The organism is Acidovorax sp. FG27, assembly GCF_040365715.1.
Taxonomy (GTDB): Bacteria; Pseudomonadota; Gammaproteobacteria; order Burkholderiales; family Burkholderiaceae_C; genus Paracidovorax.
The window spans coordinates 966,846-984,133 of record NZ_BAABVY010000009.1 but is presented as its reverse complement, the minus strand read 5'-3'; the positions used below and the strand labels follow the sequence as shown (position 1 = coordinate 984,133).

Here is a 17,288-nt window from a genome sequence, read left to right as displayed (position 1 = left end):
GAACTGTGGTCAAATTATAGGTTTCGCCGGGGGCGCGCCGTGCCCCGCAGGACCGATTCCCCTCTTCCGCCAGCCTGCGCGCTGGCGTTCGCGCCGCATGAAGACCGTCCACAAATCCGCCAAGCTCCAAAACGTTCTCTACGATGTCCGCGGCCCGATCGTGGATGCGGCCAAGCAGATGGAGGACGAGGGCCAGAAGATCATCAAGCTGAACATCGGCAACATGGCGCCGTTCGGCTTCGACGCGCCGGAAGAGATCCAGCAGGACATGATCCGCAACCTGCCCGACTCGGCCGGCTATTCGGACAGCAAGGGCATCTTCGCGGCGCGCAAGGCGGTGATGCACTACTCGCAGCAGCTGGGCATCGCCGGCGTCACGCTGGACGATATCTACCTGGGCAATGGCGCCAGCGAGCTGATCGTGATGGCCACCAACGCGCTGCTCGACGACGGCGACGAGCTGCTGGTGCCCATGCCCGACTACCCGCTCTGGACGGCCGCCGTGTCGCTCTCGGGCGGCAAGCCGGTGCACTACCTGTGCGACGAGGCGGACGGCTGGCTGCCCAGCCTGGAGGACATCCGCGCCAAGATCACGCCGCGCACCCGGGGTATCGTGGTCATCAACCCCAACAACCCCACCGGCGTGCTCTATTCCAGGGAGTTGCTGAAGGGCATCGTCGCCATCGCCCGCGAGCACGGCCTGGTGCTGCTGGTGGACGAGGTGTACGACAAGGTGCTGTACGAAGACGCCGTGTTCACGGCGATGGCCAGCCTCTCGACCGACGTGCTGACGCTGACTTTCAATTCGCTCTCCAAGGCCTATCGCTCGTGCGGCTACCGCGCCGGCTGGATGATCGTCTCAGGCCCCAAGCACGACGCCCGCGACTACATCGAGGGCCTGAACATGCTGGCCAACCTGAAGCTGGGCTCCAACGTGCCCGGCCAGTGGGCCATCCAGACCGCCCTGGGCGGCTACCAGAGCATCAACGACCTGGTCAGGGAAGGCGGCCGCCTGCGGCGCCAGCGGGACCTGGCCTATGAACTCATCTCGGCGATCCCGGGCGTGAGCTGCGTGAAACCCCAGGCGGCGCTCTACATGTTCCCGCGCCTGGACCCGGCGATGTACCCCATCGCGGACGACCGGCAATTCTTCATGGAGGTGCTGCGCGCCACGCGCGTGATGCTGGTGCAGGGCTCGGGCTTCAACTTCCCGGACAACCAGCACTTCCGCATCGTGTTCCTGCCGCACGAAGGCGACCTGCGGGTGGCCATCGGCCGCCTGGCGGATTTCCTCGCCCAGTACCGGCAGCGGCACGCCAGCGCCTGACGCTCCTTTTTTGATAGCTGCATGCGCCCATCCACCAAGCGCTGCAGCCCGATTTGACTGAAATTTTGACCATGAAACCCATCCAAGTAGGCCTGCTGGGCATCGGCACCGTCGGCAGCGGCGTGTTCAACGTGCTGCAACGCAACCAGGAAGAGATCCGCCGCCGTGCCGGACGCGGCATCGAAATCACCATGGTGGCCGACCTGGACGTGGAGCGCGCGCGCGCCGCGGCCGGTGCCGACGTGCAGGTGGTGAACGACGCCCGCGCCGTCATCGCCAACCCCGACATCGACATCGTGGTCGAGCTCATCGGCGGCTACGGCATCGCCCGTGCGCTAGTGCTCGAAGCCATCGCCGCCGGCAAGCACGTGGTCACCGCCAACAAGGCGCTCTTGGCCGTGCACGGCACCGAGATCTTCGCCGCCGCCTCCGCCAAGGGCGTGATGGTCGCCTTCGAGGCCGCCGTGGCCGGCGGCATCCCGATCATCAAGGCGCTGCGGGAAGGCCTGACGGCCAACCGCATCCAGTGGATCGCCGGCATCATCAACGGCACCACCAACTTCATCCTGTCCGAGATGCGCGACAAGGGCCTGGACTTCGACGTGGTGCTGAAGGAAGCCCAGGCGCTGGGCTATGCCGAGGCCGACCCGACCTTCGACATCGAGGGCGTGGACGCCGCTCACAAAGCCACCATCATGTCGGCCATCGCGTTCGGCATTCCGGTGCAGTTCGACAAGGCCTACGTGGAAGGCATCACGAAGCTGGCCGGCGCCGACATCAAGTACGCTGAGCAACTGGGCTACCGCATCAAGCTGCTAGGGATTGCGAAGCGCCGCACCGGCGCGGGCACCGACGGCGTGGAGCTGCGCGTGCACCCCACGCTGGTGCCCGCCAAGCGCCTGATCGCAAACGTCGAAGGCGCGATGAACGCCGTGGTGGTGCAGGGCGATGCCGTGGGCACCACCCTCTACTACGGCAAGGGCGCGGGCAGCGAGCCCACGGCCAGCGCCGTGATCGCCGACCTGGTGGACATCACCCGCCTGGCCTCGGCCGACCCCGAGCACCGCGTGCCGCACCTGGCCTTCCAGCCGCACACGCTGGACCAGGCCCAGGCCCAGCTGCCCGTGCTGCCTATGAGCGAAGTCGTCACCAGCTACTACCTGCGCCTGCGCGTCGCCGACCAGGCCGGCGTGCTGGCCAAGGTCACGGGCCTGCTGGCCGGCGCCGGCATCAGCATCGACGCCGTGCTGCAGCGCGAGGCCGACGAAGTGGGCGGCGCCGACTCCGCGCAGACCGACCTCATCATCCTCACGCACGAAACCCGCGAAGGCACCATGAACGATGCCATCGCCCAGATGCAGGCCCTGCCCACCGTGCTGGCGCCCATCACCCGCATCCGCAAGGAAGAGCTGAACTGATGCTGTACCTCTCCACGCGCGGCCACCCGGACCGCAAGCATTTCTGCGACATCCTGCTCGAAGGTCTGGCGCCCGACGGCGGCCTGTACCTGCCCGAGCACTATCCGCAGATCGATGACGCCGCGCTCACCCGCCTGCGCACGGCCTACCACGAGCAGGGCTACGCCGAGCTCGCCTTCCAGATCCTCTCGCTCTACATCGACGACATTCCCGCCGCCGACCTGAAGCGCCTGTGCGAGAAGACGTACACGGCCGAAGTTTTCGGCACCGGCGAGATCGTGCCGCTGCGCCACCTCGAAGACGGCCTCTGGCTCGAAGCCCTGTCCAACGGCCCTACGCTGGCCTTCAAGGACATGGCCATGCAGCTCTTGGGCCACCTGTTCGAATACGAACTGGGCCGGCGCGGCGAGCAGCTCAACATCCTGGGCGCCACCAGCGGCGACACCGGCAGCGCGGCCGAGTACGCCATGAAGGGCAAGGCCGGCGTGCGCGTCTTCATGACCAGCCCCAGCGGCCGCATGAGCCCCTTCCAGCAGGCGCAGATGTTCAGCCTGCAGGACGAGAACATCCACAACATCGCCATCGCCGGCGTGTTCGACGACTGCCAGGACATCGTCAAGGCCGTCAGCAACGACCTGGAATTCAAGCGCCGGTACAAGATCGGCACCGTGAACTCGATCAACTGGGCGCGGCTGCTGGCGCAGGTCGTCTATTACTTCGCCGGCTACGTGCAGGCGACTGAAACGAACGACCAGAAGGTCAGCTTCACCGTGCCGTCGGGCAACTTCGGCAACGTCTGCGCCGGCCACGTGGCCCGCATGATGGGCCTGCCCATCGACCGGCTGGTGGTGGCCACCAACGAGAACGACGTGCTCGACGAGTTCTTCCGCACCGGCGTCTACCGCGTGCGCGGCAGCGCCGACACGCATGAGACGTCGAGCCCGTCGATGGACATCAGCAAGGCCAGCAACTTCGAGCGCTTCGTGTTCGACCTGCTGGGCCGCGATGCAGCGCGCACCCAAGCGCTGTTCGGCGACGCGCTGGCAAAGGACGGCCGGTTCGACCTGAGCGGCGACCCGCGCTTCGCCGAAGCCGCCACGCGCTACGGTTTTGCCAGCGGCAAGAGCACCCATGCGGACCGCCTGGCCACCATCAAGGACAACTTCACCCGCCACGGCGTCACCATCGACACCCACACCGCCGACGGCGTGAAGGTGGCGCTGCAGCAGCGCGGCGACCCGGCCGTGCCGATGATCGTGCTGGAAACCGCGCTGCCCATCAAGTTCGCCGACACCATCGTGGAAGCGCTGGGCCATGCGCCCGAGCGGCCGGCGAAGTTCGAAGGCATCGAGTCGCTCCCTAAGCGCGTGCACGTGCTGCCGGCCGATGCGGAGGCCGTGAAGGCCTACATCCGCCGCACCGTGCCGGCCTCGGAAGTCCAAGCCCATTGAGCCTGCGGCGCCCGTTCCATGGGCGCCTGCAGCTATTAATTCAGTAGCATGAAGGAATCAGGATGAAGGTGGTCGGCTTTGCCGGGTTTTCGGGCTGCGGCAAGACCACGCTGGTCGAGCAACTGATTCCCGAGCTGCGCCTGCGCGGCATGCGCGTGTCGGTGGTCAAGCACGCGCACCACAATTTCGACATCGACCATGTCGGCAAGGACACCTGGCGCCACCGCGAGGCCGGTGCCTATGAAGTCGCCGTGGCGTCGGACCGCCGCCTGGCCGTGATGCGCGAGTTCGAGCAACCCGGCGCCATCAGCGTGCATGCGCTGCTGGCCGAGCTGGACCCCGGCGTGGACTGGGTGCTGGTGGAAGGCTTCAAGGAAAGCGATCTGCCCAAGGTCGAGGTCTGGCGCGCTCCGTCGCCCGAGTACCGCGAGCGGCCCGCGCGCTATGGCGAAGACCGCCACATCGTCGCCATCGCCACCGACGCCGCGCCCGCCGACCTGCCCGAGCCCACGCGGCTGCCCGTGTTCGACGTGCGCGAGCCGCAGGCGCTGGTGGACTGGCTGCTGGCGCAGGGCCCGCGCTTCGATTACGCCCCGCCCGGGCCTTCGGCGGCCTTCGCCCCCGCCCCCATCCACCCCGCAGGAGCCCTCTGATGCGCGCCCCCTTGAAGCCCCTGGACGACGCGCTGGCCGACCTGCTGGCGCAGGCCACGCCGCTGCTGGACGTGGAACGCGTGGACACCTTCGACGCCGACGGCCGCGTACTGCGCGAGGGCGCCGCGTCGCCGCTGCAGGTGCCGCCCACCGACAACAGCTCGATGGACGGCTACGCCGTGAGGGTGGCCGACCTCGCCGGCCAGGCCGGCGCCGAGCTGCCCGTCTCGCAGCGCATTCCCGCCGGCAGCGCCGCCCAGCCGCTCGCGGCCGGCACCGCGGCGCGCATCTTCACCGGCGCGCCGGTGCCCGCCGGGGCCGACGCCATCGTCATGCAGGAAGACTGCGAGGCGCTGGCGGGCGGCGAGCGCGTGCGCGTCAACGCCGTGCCGGCGGCGGGGCAGTGGATCCGCCGCGCCGGCGAAGACATCACGCTCGGCGCGCAGGTGCTCTGCGCCGGCACGCGCCTGGGCCCGGCCGTGCTGGGGCTGGCCGCCAGCATCGGCCTGGCGCAACTGGCAGTGTCGCGCCGCCCGCGCGTGGCTCTCTTTTCCACCGGCGACGAACTCGTCATGCCCGGCGAGGTGGCGCCCGAGCACATGCCGCCCGGCGCCATCTACAACAGCAACCGGTTCTTCCTGCGCGCCATGCTGCGCCGCCTGGGCTGCGAGGTGACCGACTTCGGCATCGTGCCCGACCGGCGCGACGCCACGCTGGACGCGCTGCGCAGCGCATCCGCCGAGCACGACCTGATCCTGACCAGCGGCGGCGTGTCGGTGGGCGAGGAAGACCACATCAAGCCCGCCGTGGAGGCGCTGGGCGAGCTGCGCCTCTGGCAGATCGCCATGAAGCCGGGCAAGCCGTTTGCCTATGGCCGCATCGGGTCGGCGCACTTCATGGGGCTGCCGGGCAACCCGGTGTCCAGCTTCGTGACCTTCTCGCTGCTGGTGCGGCCTTTCCTGCTGGCGCTGCAGGGCGTGGCCGACGTGGCCCCCAAGGCGCTGAACGCCACGGCCGGCTTCGACTGGCCCCGCGCCGACAAGCGCCGCGAGTTCCTGCGCGTGCGGCTGGCTGCCGATGGGACGCTCGAGCGCTTCGGCAACCAGAGCTCGGGCGTGCTGACCTCCGCCGCCTGGGGCGACGGCGTGGTGGACAACCCGGCGGGCCAGACCATCGCCCGCGGCGACCGCGTGCGCTTTCTTCCCTTCGCCGAGCTGCTGTCATGACCACCGTACCTTCCGCCCCGATCACAGCGCCGGCCGCGCAAGCCGTGGGCCCGCTGACCGTCGAAGTGCGGTACTTCGCCTCGATCCGCGAAGCCATCGGGCGCGGCAGCGAAACCGTGCAGACCCAGGCGGCCACCCTGGGCGCGCTGCGCGCCGAACTGATCGCCCGGGGCGAGCCCTGGGCCGGCAGCCTGGCTGCGGGCCGCGCCGTGCGCATGGCGCTGAACCAGACGCTCTGCGGCGAGGACGCCACCCTGCCGCCTGGTGCCGAGGTGGCGTTCTTCCCGCCCGTCACGGGCGGTTGAGGGCTGGCGCCAGCTCTGACTTGTGCGAACTGGTCAGCTCGCGCAGCCGCTGCGCCAGGGCTGGCGATGCCTGCGTCATAGGCGCCCGCAGGGTTGCTTCCATCCACCCCTGCTGGGCCAGCAGGGCCTTGAGCGGCGCCGGGTTGGGCTCGGCAAACAAGGCCGCCATCATCGGCGCCAGCGCCTGCCAGAGCCGCTGCGCGCGCATCAGGTCGCCCTGGCCGATCGCCAGCATGCATTCCACCAGCCGCTCGGGCTGCCAGTGCGCGCTGGCGGCAATGGCGCCCACGCCGCCCAGCGCCAGGGTCGAAAAGATGTTTCCGTCTTCGCCTGCCAGCACCTGCAGCGTGCCGTCGGCGATCAGCGCCTGGGTCTTGGCCGCATCACCGCCGCAATCCTTCACGGCCTGGATGCGCTGGTGCGCCGCCAGGGCGCGCAGCGTGGCCAGCTCCAGCGTGGCGCCGGTGCGGTAGGGAATGTCATAGACGATGACCGGGCAGGCGCTGGCATCGGCAATGGCCTCGAACCACAGGCGCAGCCCCGCCTGCGACGGGCGGATGTAGTGCGGCGCGGACACCAGCCAGCCGGCCAGCGGGCGGCTCGCCAGATGGCGCACGCGCTCCAGCGCGTGGCCCAGGTGGTGGCCGGACAGGCCCATCACCACCGGCAGGCCGGCAGCGGCCTCCATCACGGTGTCCAGCACCGCGTCCTGCTCGTGCAGGTCCAGCGCGGCGGCTTCGCCGGTGGAGCCGCAAGCGACGAAGCCGGCGATGCCGGTGCCCCGCAGGCGCTGCACCAGTGCGCGCAATGCGGCGTGGTCGACGACATCGCCCGTGAACGGTGTGGCGATGGGAACCCAGAGCCCCGCGAAATCGCGGCGGGGCGTGGGGGCAGGGGTGACATGGGCGGGGTGAGACAGCGATGGCATGAACGAGCTTCCTTGGCAGTGAACGACCGATGGGAGGCCGCCCGGTGCAAGCGCGCGGATGCCGTTCAGGCAGACCCACCGGGGTGGGACAGAGACTCGAGAAGGGAAGGGGGGGCTGCCAGGCGGTTCCGTCGCTCATCCGGACGGAACCGCAGCTCCGGTCAGATGAGCTGTGGTTTCTTGGCTTTGCCAGCGCAGCGCGACGCCGCCTGGAGGGCGGTGGCGTGGCGAACGATGTGTTGCGATGGCATGGGGCGCAGTATAGCCAGGGGACGGCGAAACAGGTTCAGGACTGATCGAGAGGCGCCGGCAGCTCGGGGCAGCGCCACTCCAGCAGCTCGGCCAGGCGCAGCGTGATCCAGCGGGCCTCGCCCGCGCTCACGCCGGAATCGGCACCCGAAAGGCCCGCGTGGATGCGCAGCAGGATGTCGGCCTCCGACGGCGCCTGCACGTGATAGAGCGTTTGCGCCTGCTCCACCAGGTGGCAGGCGAGGTCTTCGCACAGCTCGTAGCGGGCGCGCACCACGTCGCTGCGCTCGGTCAGCCGCTGGCGGGCGTCGCTGTAGACCGCCATGAAGGAGGGCGGCACGAGGATCTGGTTGTCGTCGGACATGCGGGGCGGCTCCGTTGCGATCAGTCGGGCGTGAAGCGCGACTCGAAGCGCTCCATGTCCTGCGCCGATTCGAAGGTGACGAGCTGGCCCATCTTCATGTCGGCCAGGCGGCAGGCGGCGAACAGGCTGTACTTGCCGCCGAGGTCGAAGCTGGGCAGGTCGATGATGGCGTAGGGGTGGGGCACGAAGACTTCATGTTCGAACACCACGCGGTGCTGGTTGCGCGGCGACGGGAAAAGCTTGTAGCGGTCGGTGGTGATGGTCTGGGTGGCCATGGGGGGCGTTAAAGTGCGGTGCGATGGGCGAGCGGGGCGGCGCAGGCCCCGAGCGCGAAAGCGGCGGGGGATGGGGCCAGATGATGGCACGTCCCGCGCTTTCAACGCCCGGCGCCGCGCCGCGCCGCTCCCGCAACCGATCACCCGCAGACAGAGCAACACACTGACCCGCATGGCCCGCAATCCCAACGAATGGACCCAGAAGATCATGGCGCTCGTCAAGGTCGGCAACGTGGCGGGCGCCACCGCGCAGATCCGCGTGGCGCCCACCGTGGCCGACCTGAAGCGCCTGCAGGCCGCGCTGGCCGCGCCCGGCGCGCCGGCCGCCGGCCGCACGCTGCAGACCGTGGTGGCCGAGCAGATGGTGCTGCTGTCGGCCCCGCGCCTGCACCGCTCGCCATGAAGGCCGCCGCCATGCCCCGCGTCTCCATCCAGACCGCCGACTTCGACGTGGCGGCCGAGCTGGCCGCCCTGCGCGCCGCCGACGCCCGTGTGGGCGCCGTGTGCAGCTTCGTCGGCGTGGTGCGCGACCGCAGCGACGGCCAGAGCGTGGCGTCGATGGAGCTGGAGCACTATCCCGGCATGACCGAAAAATCCATCGAGGCCATGATCGACGAGGCGCTGGCGCGCTTCGACATCTTCGGCGCGCGGGTGGTCCACCGCGTGGGGCTGCTCGCGCCGCTCGACCAGATCGTGCTGGTGGCCGTCAGCTCGGCCCACCGGGGCGCGAGTTTCCAGGCCTGCGAATTCCTGATGGACTACCTCAAGACCCAGGCCCCGTTCTGGAAGAAGGAAGCCACGCCCGAGGGCGCGCGCTGGGTGGACGCGCGCGTGTCGGACGACGCGGCGCTGGCGCGCTGGGGCATTCAGGCGAAGAACGCGGCAGATGCCTAGTTTGCTATTAATTCGATAGCTGCAGGCGCAGGTGTATCAAGCGCTGAAGCCTCAAAATCCTTGAAAAAGCCGATGCTTTCGCCTCACGCCGGCTGGAACCCGCTGGCACGGATGATCCGCTCCCACGCCGCCGTGTAGGTACGCACGCGCCCCGCGAACGGGCCCTGCGGTTCGAAGGCCACGTTCAGGCCCATGGCGGTGAGCTTCTCGCGCACGTCGGGCATCGCCAGCACCTGCTGCAGCGCATTGCCGAAGCGGTCGATGACCTGCTGCGGCGTGCCGGCCGGCGCGAAGAGGCCGTAATAGGGGTAGTCGTCCAGGTGCGCGAAGCCCAGTTCGCCGAAGGTGGGCACCTGCGGCAGCAGCGGCTGGCGCCTGGCGCCGATGACGGCCACGATGCGCAGCTTGCCGGCGCGGTGCAACTCGATCATGTCGGGCACCGAGGCGATGCCCGCCGCGATCTGGTTGCCCATCATGTCGGCCGTCATGGGCGCGCTGCCGCGGTAGGGCGCGGCCTGCAGGTCCAGCTGGTAGCGCTCGGACATCAGCCGCACCAGGAATTCGGGGATGGAGCCCGGCGCAGGCACGCCGATGGTGTCCTTGCCGCCCCGCTGGGTCTTCACCCAGCGCACGTATTCGTCGACGCTCTGCGCCGGCGTGCCGCCCGAGACGGCCAGCATGTTGGAAAACGTGGCCAGGCCCGCCACCGGCGTGAAGTCGGTGGCCGGCGCGAAGCCCGGGTTGCGGATGACCTGCGGCAGGATCGAGATGGTGTGGTCGTGCGAGAGCAGCAGCGTGTGCCCGTCGGGCGCGGAAGCTTTAAGCGCCTGGGCGGCGATCTGCCCGCCCGCGCCGGCGCGGTTTTCCACCACCACGGGCGCGTGCAGCAGGTCCTTGAGCTTCTCGGCCAGCAGCCGCGCGATGGCGTCGGTACCCGCGCCGGCCGGAAAACCCACCAGCAGCCGCACCGGCGCGCCCTGGGGCTGGGCGCCCGCCCAGCCGGCGGCCGTGGCGAGGGCCGCGGCCGTGAAACTGCGGCGGGAGAGGCAGGCAAGGGACGTGGCGGCGGGCGGCATGGGCGGGCTCCGGAAAGGGATGGGGAAGCCGGCATTGTCCGACAGGCGGGGCACGGGCCGCCATGCGGGGCCGGCTTGAATCCGCCGCGGCCGTCCGCATATCCGTGGCAATTCGGAGGTTTTTCCACCATGCGACAAGACAAACTCACCACCAAGTTCCAGGAGGCCCTGGGCGACGCGCAATCGCTGGCCCTGGGCAACGACAACGCCTACATCGAACCCCAGCACCTGCTGCTGGCCATGCTGCGCCAGGACGGCGGCCCGCGTGCCCTGCTGGAGCGCGCCGGCGCCAACGTGCGCGGCCTGGAATCGGCCGCCGAGGCCTCGCTCAAGCGCCTGCCGCAGGTGCAGGGCGGCGACGGCGTGCAGGTCGGCCCCGAGCTGGGCCGGCTGCTGCAGGCCACCGAGAAGGAAGCCATCAAGCGCGGCGACCAGTTCATCGCGGGCGAATTGTTCCTGCTGGCCGTGGCCGACGCCAAGGGCGACATCGGCACGCTGGCCCGCGAGAACGGCCTCGCCCGCAAGAGCCTGGAATCGGCCATCGAGGCCGTGCGCGGCGGCCAGAAGATGGATAGCGCCGAGGCCGAGGGCCAGCGCGAGGCGCTGAAGAAGTACTGCCTGGACCTGACCGAGCGCGCCCGTTCGGGCAAGCTCGACCCGGTGATCGGCCGCGACGACGAGATCCGCCGCGCCATCCAGGTGCTGCAGCGCCGCAGCAAGAACAACCCCGTGCTGATCGGCGAGCCCGGCGTGGGCAAGACCGCCATCGTCGAAGGCCTGGCGCAGCGCATCATCGCGGGCGAGGTGCCCGAGAGTCTGAAGGGCAAGCGCGTGCTGAGCCTGGACATGGCCGCGCTGCTGGCCGGCGCCAAGTTCCGCGGCGAATTCGAGGAACGCCTGAAGGCCGTGCTGAACGAGCTGGCCAAGGACGAGGGCCAGACCATCGTCTTCATCGACGAGCTGCACACCATGGTGGGTGCCGGCAAGGCCGAGGGCGCCATGGACGCGGGCAACATGCTCAAGCCCGCGCTGGCGCGCGGCGAACTGCACTGCGTGGGCGCGACCACGCTGGACGAATACCGCAAGTACATCGAGAAGGACGCGGCGCTGGAGCGGCGCTTCCAGAAGATCCTGGTGGGCGAGCCCACGGTGGAGGCGACCATCGCCATCCTGCGCGGCCTGCAGGAACGCTACGAGCTGCACCACGGCGTGGAGATCACCGACCCGGCCATCGTGGCGGCGGCCGAGCTGTCGAACCGCTACATCACCGACCGCTTCCTGCCCGACAAGGCCATCGACCTGATCGACGAGGCGGCGGCCAAGATCAAGATCGAGATCGACTCCAAGCCCGAAGCCATCGACAAGCTCGACCGCCGGCTGATCCAGCTGCAGATCGAGCGCGAAGCGGTGAAGAAGGAAAAGGACGAGGCTTCGCAAAAGCGCCTGGGCCTGCTGGAGGACGAGATCGGCAAGCTGCAGAAGGACATCGCCGACCTGGAGGACATCTGGACCTCGGAAAAAGCCCAGGCCCAGGGCAGCCAGCATGTGCGCGAGCAGGTCGAGAAGGTGAAGCTGCAGATCGAGGACCTCAAGCGCAAGGGCGACTTCAACAAGGTGGCCGAGCTGCAGTACGGCCAGTTGCCCGACTTGGAACGCCAGCTGAAGGAAGCCCAGGCCAAGGAAGAGGGCACCGACGGCGCGGCCACGCCCAACCGGCTGCTGCGCACGCAGGTGGGCGCCGAGGAGATCGCCGAGGTGGTCAGCCGCGCCACGGGCATTCCCGTCGCCAAGATGATGCAGGGCGAAAAGGACAAGCTGCTGTTGATGGGAGACAAGCTGCACGAGCGTGTGGTTGGCCAGGACGAGGCCATCGCCGCCGTGGCCAACGCCATCCGCCGCTCGCGCTCGGGCCTGTCGGACCCGAACCGGCCCACTGGCTCGTTCCTCTTCCTGGGCCCCACGGGCGTGGGCAAGACCGAGCTGTGCAAGGCGCTGGCCGGCTTCCTGTTCGACAGCGAAGAGCACCTGGTGCGCATCGACATGAGCGAATTCATGGAGAAGCACTCCGTGGCCCGGCTGATCGGCGCGCCGCCCGGCTACGTGGGGTACGAAGAAGGCGGCTACCTGACGGAAGCGGTGCGCCGCAAGCCCTACAGCGTGCTGCTGCTCGACGAGGTGGAAAAGGCCCACCCCGACGTCTTCAACGTGCTGCTGCAAGTGCTGGACGACGGCCGCCTGACCGACGGCCAGGGCCGCACGGTGGATTTCAAGAACACGGTGATCGTGATGACGAGCAATATCGGCTCGCATCTGATCCAGGCGATGGTCGGCCAGGACTCGCAGGACATCAAGGAAGCGGTCTGGGGGGAACTCAAGAACCATTTCCGACCCGAATTCCTGAACCGGATCGACGAGACGGTGGTGTTCCATGCTCTGGACGCGAAGAACATCGAGTCGATCGCCCGCATCCAGCTGCAGTTGCTGGAGGCGCGATTGGCGAAGATGGACCTCGCGCTGCAGGTGTCGCCCGCCGCCGTGGCCGAACTGGCCAAGGTCGGGTTCGATCCGGTGTTCGGTGCGCGGCCGCTCAAGCGGGCGATCCAGCAGCGCATCGAGAATCCGCTGTCCCGGCTGCTGCTGGAGGGGCGTTTCCCGCCCAAGAGCGTGATTCCGGTCGATGTGGACCCGGTCCAGGAGCCGGGTGTTTTCAAGTTCGGTGCCGCACAGCCTGTGGAGGCGTGAGACGCTGAACCCCATGGGTGCGAGGTCCTCACGGTGCCTCGCACCCGCCAGAAAGGGGCATGTTTTGAACGATTTCGTGGCCGGCTTGATCCGGTGGACGCTGCGCTTGTTCGTGGTGGTGGTGGGGCTCGTGTTCTTCGTCTGCCTGCTGGCCATGGTGGCCGTGCTGGCGCTGGCATGGGCCTTTCGGTCGCTCTGGGCGCGGTTGACCGGGCGGCCCGTCACGCCCTGGGTGATGCGCATGGACCCGCGCGAAGGCTGGAGCACGGTCTATCGCAGCACCGCCCGCTGGACGGCGGCGCGGGGCGCGGCCGACGAGCCGGGGGCACGGGCGCGCGAGCTGCCGGGCGCGCGCGAGGTGGTGGACGTGGAGCCGCGCGAAGTGCGCTGATCCGGGCAGGGCCTGTCTGAAGCAGCGGTCTCTTACAGCCCGTTGCAGCCGCCGCCCGGCGGGTGCCAGGCCCGCTGCCTATGATGCGGAGCTATGACGCCTGCCGATATCCGCCACCAGTTCGAAGTCCAGCGCCAGGCCAGCCGTGCCCAGCCCGACGTGCCGCTGATGGTGCGCCGCGAGCGCCTGCTGCGCCTGCGCAAGCTGCTGGACGAACATGGGCCGGTACTGGCCGCGGCCGTGCAGGCCGACTTCGGCATGCGCTCACCCCGGCTGACCGAGGTGGCGGACCTGTTCATCCTGCGCGCGCAGCTCAGGCACACGCTGCGCCACCTGGCCCGCTGGACGAAGCCGAAGCGGGTGCGCACGCCGCTCATGCTGCAGCCCGCGCAGGCCTGGATCGAGCGGCAGCCGCTGGGCGTGGTGGGCGTGATCGCGCCATGGAACTACCCGGTGCAGCTGGCCCTGGCGCCCGCCATGGCCGCGCTGGCGGCAGGCAACCGCGTCATGCTCAAGCCCAGCGAGCTCGCCCCGCACACTGCGGCGCAACTGGCGGCGCTGGTCGCCCAGTTCTTCTCGCCCGACGAATTCTGCGTGGTGCAGGGCGACGCGGCGGTGGCGGCGCTGGTGGCATCGCTGCCCTTCGATCACCTCGTCTTCACCGGCTCCACCGCCATCGGCCGCAAGGTCGCGCAGGCCGCTGCGGTCAACCTGACGCCCACCACGCTGGAGCTGGGCGGCAAGTCGCCCTGCATCATCGACGCCGATTGCGACCTGGCCGACGCGGCGCTGAAGATCGCGCATGGCAAGCTGCTCAATGCCGGGCAGACCTGCATCGCGCCCGACTACGTGCTGCTGCCGCGCGGCAGCGAAGCGGCCTTCGCCGAGGCCTACCGCGCCGCGGTGGCCAAGCTGTTCCCGTACTTCGAGGGCAACCCCGACTACGCCGCCGTCATCAACGCGCGGCATCTGGCGCGGCTGCGCACCATGCTGCAGCAGGCGCAGACGCAGGGCGCCGACATCCACGTGCTGGAGCCGGTGGCGGGCTCGCCGCCGCCGCCGCCGCAGAGCATCGGCGACGGGGTGGGGCGGCAGATGCCCCCGGTGCTGGTGTTCGGCGCCACGCAGGCCATGCAGCTGATGCAGGAGGAGATCTTCGGCCCGGTGCTGCCGGTGCTGGGCTACGAGCGGCTGGACGACGTGATCACGCACATCAACGCCGGCCCCAGGCCTCTGGCGCTCTACTGGTTCGGACGCGGCGAGGCGCACCGCGACGCCGTGCTGCGCCGCACCGTGAGCGGCGGCGTGACGGTGAACGACACGCTGCTGCACGTGGCACACGACAACCTGCCCTTCGGCGGGGTGGGCGACAGCGGCTGGGGCGCCTATCACGGCGAGCCCGGCTTCCTGCGGTTCTGCCACCAGAAGTCGGTGCTGGTGCAGTCGCGCTGGTCGCTCGGCAGCGCGCTCTATCCTCCCTATGGCGCGCGGTTCGACCAAGTGATGGGGCTGCTCAGGCGCTGGGGCTGAGCGGCCACGCAGCGGCTTGCGAGGGGCGTTCCGACAGGGCTGCACAGGCCGCGCGGGGGCTCCGGCATACCGCAGCGGTTGAGGTGAAAAACCATTTGCGGCGACAATGCCGCTCTTTTCGTTTTTTCCCATCTGTTTCCGTTCCCCCATGTCCAGTATTCAGGTTCGTCCCGCTACCCTCCGCGACGCGAAAGCCATTGCCCAGATCCACACGCAATCCGCCACCGAGGCCTACCGAGGCCTGCTGCCAGACGACCAGTTGCGATCCATGTCTTCGGTCGAGAAACGCCAGGCCTACTGGCGCGAAGCCATCGAGTATTGCGAGCCCCAGGTGCAAGTGGCCGTCGACGGCGACAAGATCGTCGGCTTCGTCGGCTTCGACCGTTCCCGCGATGAGAAGTCCCGTCCCACCACCGGTGAGATCTGGGCCATTTATGCATCTCCCACGCACTGGAGCCAGGGCGTCGGCGTGGCCCTGTGGGACGCCGCGCGCGACGGCCTGCAGGAAGAAGGCTGCACCAACGTGACGGCCTGGGTGCCGCTGCGCAACGAGCGCGCCCTGCGCTTTCATGAACTCGCCGGCTTCAAGCGCGAGATGTCCACCGCCAAGACGGCCGTGGTGGGCGGCGTGAAGATCGAGGAAGTGCGCCTGAAGCGCCCGCTGAACTGATCGCGGCGCCACACGGTTCGCTCGAGGCCCGGCAGACCCGCCCCGGTGTGCCGGGCCTTTTTTCTCCCTCCCTCCCTCCACAGGCTTGGCGCATGACCCCGTCCACGATCCACTGGCAAGACGCCGCAGGCCAGGCGCAGAGCGCGCTCTGGCAGCCTGAAAGCGGCGTGCCCGCGCCCCGGCGCGTGCTGCTGGCAGACGACACGCTGGCGGCCGACAAGGCGTACCGCCTGGCCTGCGAAGGCACCGGCCTGCTCTGGGCCGGCGACTTCCACAACGCCCGGCAATTGCTGCAGGCGCTGGGCCGCCGGGCCGATGCGCCACGGGGCGGCGGCGCCAGGGCGCGTGGCCGGGGGCGGGCCGCGGTGGAGCAGGCCCCGGTCGAGCCCGCGCAGGCATTCCACCTGCATCGCCAGGCGCAGGCGCAACGGGCGCGCACGCTCTCGCAGATCCTCGTCCCGGTCGATGCCGACTACGGCATTTCTCTGCGCCGTGCGCCCGATCTGCGGGCCGCCTTCACCGAAGCCTGGGGTGCGCCCAGCGGCCAGGCGCGCGTGGTGTCGCTGCGCGAGGTGCTGGGGCTGGTCGGCGCGCACGAATGGCGCAAGAAGGGCGTGCCCATCGCGGCGCTGGGCCCCGAGGCGCGCATCCACCCGCACTACGGCGTGTTCTCGCCGGTGCGGGGCGAATACGTGGACCTGGTGGCGACCACGCCGCTGCCGGCCGGCGCGAAGGCGCTGGCCTTCGACATCGGCACTGGCACCGCCGTGCTGGCCATCGTGCTGGCGCGCCGTGGCGTGGCCCGCGTGGTGGCGACCGACCAGGACCCGCGTGCGCTGGCCTGCGCGGCCGACAACCTGCAGCGCATGGGCTTGGGGCGCAACGTGGAACTGCTGCCCGCCGACCTGTTCCCCGAAGGACGGGCGCCGCTGGTGGTCTGCAACCCGCCCTGGGTGCCGGCACGCGCCAGCGCGCCCATCGAACGGGCGGTGTACGACGAGGACAGCCGCATGCTGCGCGGCTTTCTGGCCGGCCTGGCAGGCCACCTGGCGCCGGGTGGCGAAGGCTGGCTCATCCTGTCGGACCTGGCCGAGCACCTGGGGCTGCGGCCCCGCGCCCAGCTGCTGGAGTGGATCGCGCAGGGCGGCCTGCGCGTGGTGCAGCGGCACGACGTGAAGCCGCGCCACGGCAAGGCGGCGGATGCGGCCGACCCGCTGCACGCGGCCCGCGCGGCCGAGGTGACGTCGCTCTGGCGCCTGGCTGCGGCCTGACAGGAGGTGGGGGGGTGGACCGTGGCCGATGCGCGGGCCGGGCTTCAGGCCGGCAGCAACTGCTCCATGCGCTCGCGCACCGACGCGGCGCGCTGCGCCCCGGCCATCACGGTGATCTCGTCCAGCAGCGCCTCGCCCACATCCAGCATGCTGTCGCGGTCGCGCGCGCTGCGCAGTGCGTCGCGGAAGCGCTGGGCCAGTTCGGCATGGCGGCGCGAGAACATGCGCTCGCAGATGTCGAACAGGTACATGCGCGTGCCGGCGAGCGACCGCAGCGCCTGCGAGGGTGCCGGCGCGCTGCCCGGGGCTTCGGCGCCGGCGGGCTCGGCCAGATAGCCCTGGCGCAGCAGTTCGGCGACGATATCGGCCCCCACGCCGTTGTACATGGCCTGCAGTTCCGCCAGCGGGCGGGCGTCGGCCAGCAGCAGCAGCGAGCGCTCGCGCAGGCTCAGCGTGCGGACGCCGGGCGAGAGTTCGTGGCGGGCTTTGTCGGTTTTCAGGAGCAGCGGCATGGGGCG

The 17,288-nt window shown here is 69.8% G+C and carries 18 protein-coding genes; 13 read left to right on the top strand and 5 right to left on the bottom strand.

Annotated elements, in window-relative coordinates; genetic code table 11:
* Window positions 1–97: 97 nt before the first annotated feature.
* The 6 genes from ABWV53_RS11410 (at window position 98) to moaD (ending at window position 6,380) form a co-directional block, all read left to right on the top strand.
* Complete coding sequence (locus ABWV53_RS11410; protein ID WP_353365906.1) at window positions 98–1,327, top strand: pyridoxal phosphate-dependent aminotransferase; 1,230 nt, start codon at window positions 98–100, stop codon at window positions 1,325–1,327.
* Window positions 1,328–1,398: 71 nt separating this feature from the next.
* Window positions 1,399–2,745 (top strand): homoserine dehydrogenase, encoded by a 1,347-nt coding sequence (locus ABWV53_RS11405; RefSeq protein WP_353365904.1) that lies wholly within the window; start codon window positions 1,399–1,401, stop codon window positions 2,743–2,745.
* Window positions 2,745–4,196: a threonine synthase gene (gene thrC, locus ABWV53_RS11400; protein WP_353365902.1), complete on the top strand. Its 1,452-nt coding sequence runs from the start codon at window positions 2,745–2,747 to the stop codon at window positions 4,194–4,196. Before ABWV53_RS11405 ends, thrC begins: the two co-directional genes overlap by 1 nt.
* Window positions 4,197–4,258: 62 nt before the next feature.
* Entirely contained in the window at window positions 4,259–4,849 is a 591-nt protein-coding gene (gene mobB / locus ABWV53_RS11395; protein WP_353365900.1) for a molybdopterin-guanine dinucleotide biosynthesis protein B, read from the top strand.
* Window positions 4,849–6,075 (top strand): molybdopterin molybdotransferase MoeA, encoded by a 1,227-nt coding sequence (locus tag ABWV53_RS11390; protein WP_353365898.1) that lies wholly within the window; start codon window positions 4,849–4,851, stop codon window positions 6,073–6,075. The genes mobB and ABWV53_RS11390 overlap by 1 nt, the downstream gene beginning before the upstream one ends.
* A complete protein-coding gene (gene moaD, locus ABWV53_RS11385) occupies window positions 6,072–6,380 on the top strand; it encodes a molybdopterin converting factor subunit 1 (RefSeq protein WP_353365896.1) in 309 nt (102 codons plus the stop codon). Before ABWV53_RS11390 ends, moaD begins: the two co-directional genes overlap by 4 nt.
* Here moaD and dapA read toward each other — a convergent pair.
* The 3 genes from dapA to ABWV53_RS11370 all read right to left on the bottom strand — a co-directional run bounded on the left by dapA (window position 6,367) and on the right by ABWV53_RS11370 (window position 8,196).
* Entirely contained in the window at window positions 6,367–7,308 is a 942-nt protein-coding gene (dapA, locus tag ABWV53_RS11380) for a 4-hydroxy-tetrahydrodipicolinate synthase (RefSeq protein ID WP_353365894.1), read from the bottom strand. The two genes, moaD and dapA, sit on opposite strands and share 14 nt — an antisense overlap.
* 286 nt (window positions 7,309–7,594) lie before the next feature.
* Window positions 7,595–7,921, bottom strand: coding sequence for a hypothetical protein (locus ABWV53_RS11375; RefSeq protein ID WP_353365892.1), 327 nt, complete (start codon window positions 7,919–7,921; stop codon window positions 7,595–7,597).
* A gap of 20 nt (window positions 7,922–7,941) precedes the next feature.
* A complete protein-coding gene (locus ABWV53_RS11370) occupies window positions 7,942–8,196 on the bottom strand; it encodes a hypothetical protein (protein ID WP_353365890.1) in 255 nt (84 codons plus the stop codon).
* 172 nt (window positions 8,197–8,368) lie between these two features.
* Between ABWV53_RS11370 and ABWV53_RS11365 the strand changes: the two genes are divergently transcribed.
* Window positions 8,369–8,599: a hypothetical protein gene (locus ABWV53_RS11365; RefSeq protein ID WP_353365888.1), complete on the top strand. Its 231-nt coding sequence runs from the start codon at window positions 8,369–8,371 to the stop codon at window positions 8,597–8,599.
* Window positions 8,600–8,610: 11 nt separating this feature from the next.
* Entirely contained in the window at window positions 8,611–9,090 is a 480-nt protein-coding gene (locus ABWV53_RS11360) for a molybdenum cofactor biosynthesis protein MoaE (RefSeq protein ID WP_353365886.1), read from the top strand.
* An 83-nt stretch (window positions 9,091–9,173) separates the two neighbouring features.
* Here ABWV53_RS11360 and ABWV53_RS11355 read toward each other — a convergent pair whose 3' ends face one another.
* Window positions 9,174–10,166: a Bug family tripartite tricarboxylate transporter substrate binding protein gene (locus ABWV53_RS11355; RefSeq protein WP_353365884.1), complete on the bottom strand. Its 993-nt coding sequence runs from the start codon at window positions 10,164–10,166 to the stop codon at window positions 9,174–9,176.
* A gap of 129 nt (window positions 10,167–10,295) precedes the next feature.
* Here ABWV53_RS11355 and clpB point away from each other — a divergent pair, with 129 nt between their 5' ends.
* From clpB to ABWV53_RS11330, 5 genes are all read left to right on the top strand, one after another.
* Window positions 10,296–12,908, top strand: coding sequence for an ATP-dependent chaperone ClpB (gene clpB, locus ABWV53_RS11350; RefSeq protein ID WP_353365882.1), 2,613 nt, complete (start codon window positions 10,296–10,298; stop codon window positions 12,906–12,908).
* A 64-nt stretch (window positions 12,909–12,972) separates the two neighbouring features.
* The gene (locus ABWV53_RS11345; protein WP_353365880.1) at window positions 12,973–13,299 is read left to right on the top strand and encodes a hypothetical protein; all 327 of its coding nucleotides are present in this window, start codon (window positions 12,973–12,975) and stop codon (window positions 13,297–13,299) included.
* Between the two features lie 93 nt (window positions 13,300–13,392).
* A complete protein-coding gene (locus ABWV53_RS11340) occupies window positions 13,393–14,829 on the top strand; it encodes an aldehyde dehydrogenase family protein (RefSeq protein WP_353365878.1) in 1,437 nt (478 codons plus the stop codon).
* A 148-nt stretch (window positions 14,830–14,977) separates the two neighbouring features.
* Window positions 14,978–15,499 (top strand): GNAT family N-acetyltransferase, encoded by a 522-nt coding sequence (locus ABWV53_RS11335; protein ID WP_056668812.1) that lies wholly within the window; start codon window positions 14,978–14,980, stop codon window positions 15,497–15,499.
* Between the two features lie 92 nt (window positions 15,500–15,591).
* The gene (locus tag ABWV53_RS11330) at window positions 15,592–16,770 is read left to right on the top strand and encodes a 50S ribosomal protein L11 methyltransferase (protein ID WP_353365876.1); all 1,179 of its coding nucleotides are present in this window, start codon (window positions 15,592–15,594) and stop codon (window positions 16,768–16,770) included.
* A gap of 44 nt (window positions 16,771–16,814) precedes the next feature.
* Here ABWV53_RS11330 and ABWV53_RS11325 read toward each other — a convergent pair whose 3' ends face one another.
* Entirely contained in the window at window positions 16,815–17,282 is a 468-nt protein-coding gene (locus ABWV53_RS11325; protein WP_353365874.1) for a hypothetical protein, read from the bottom strand.
* Window positions 17,283–17,288 lie beyond the last annotated feature (6 nt).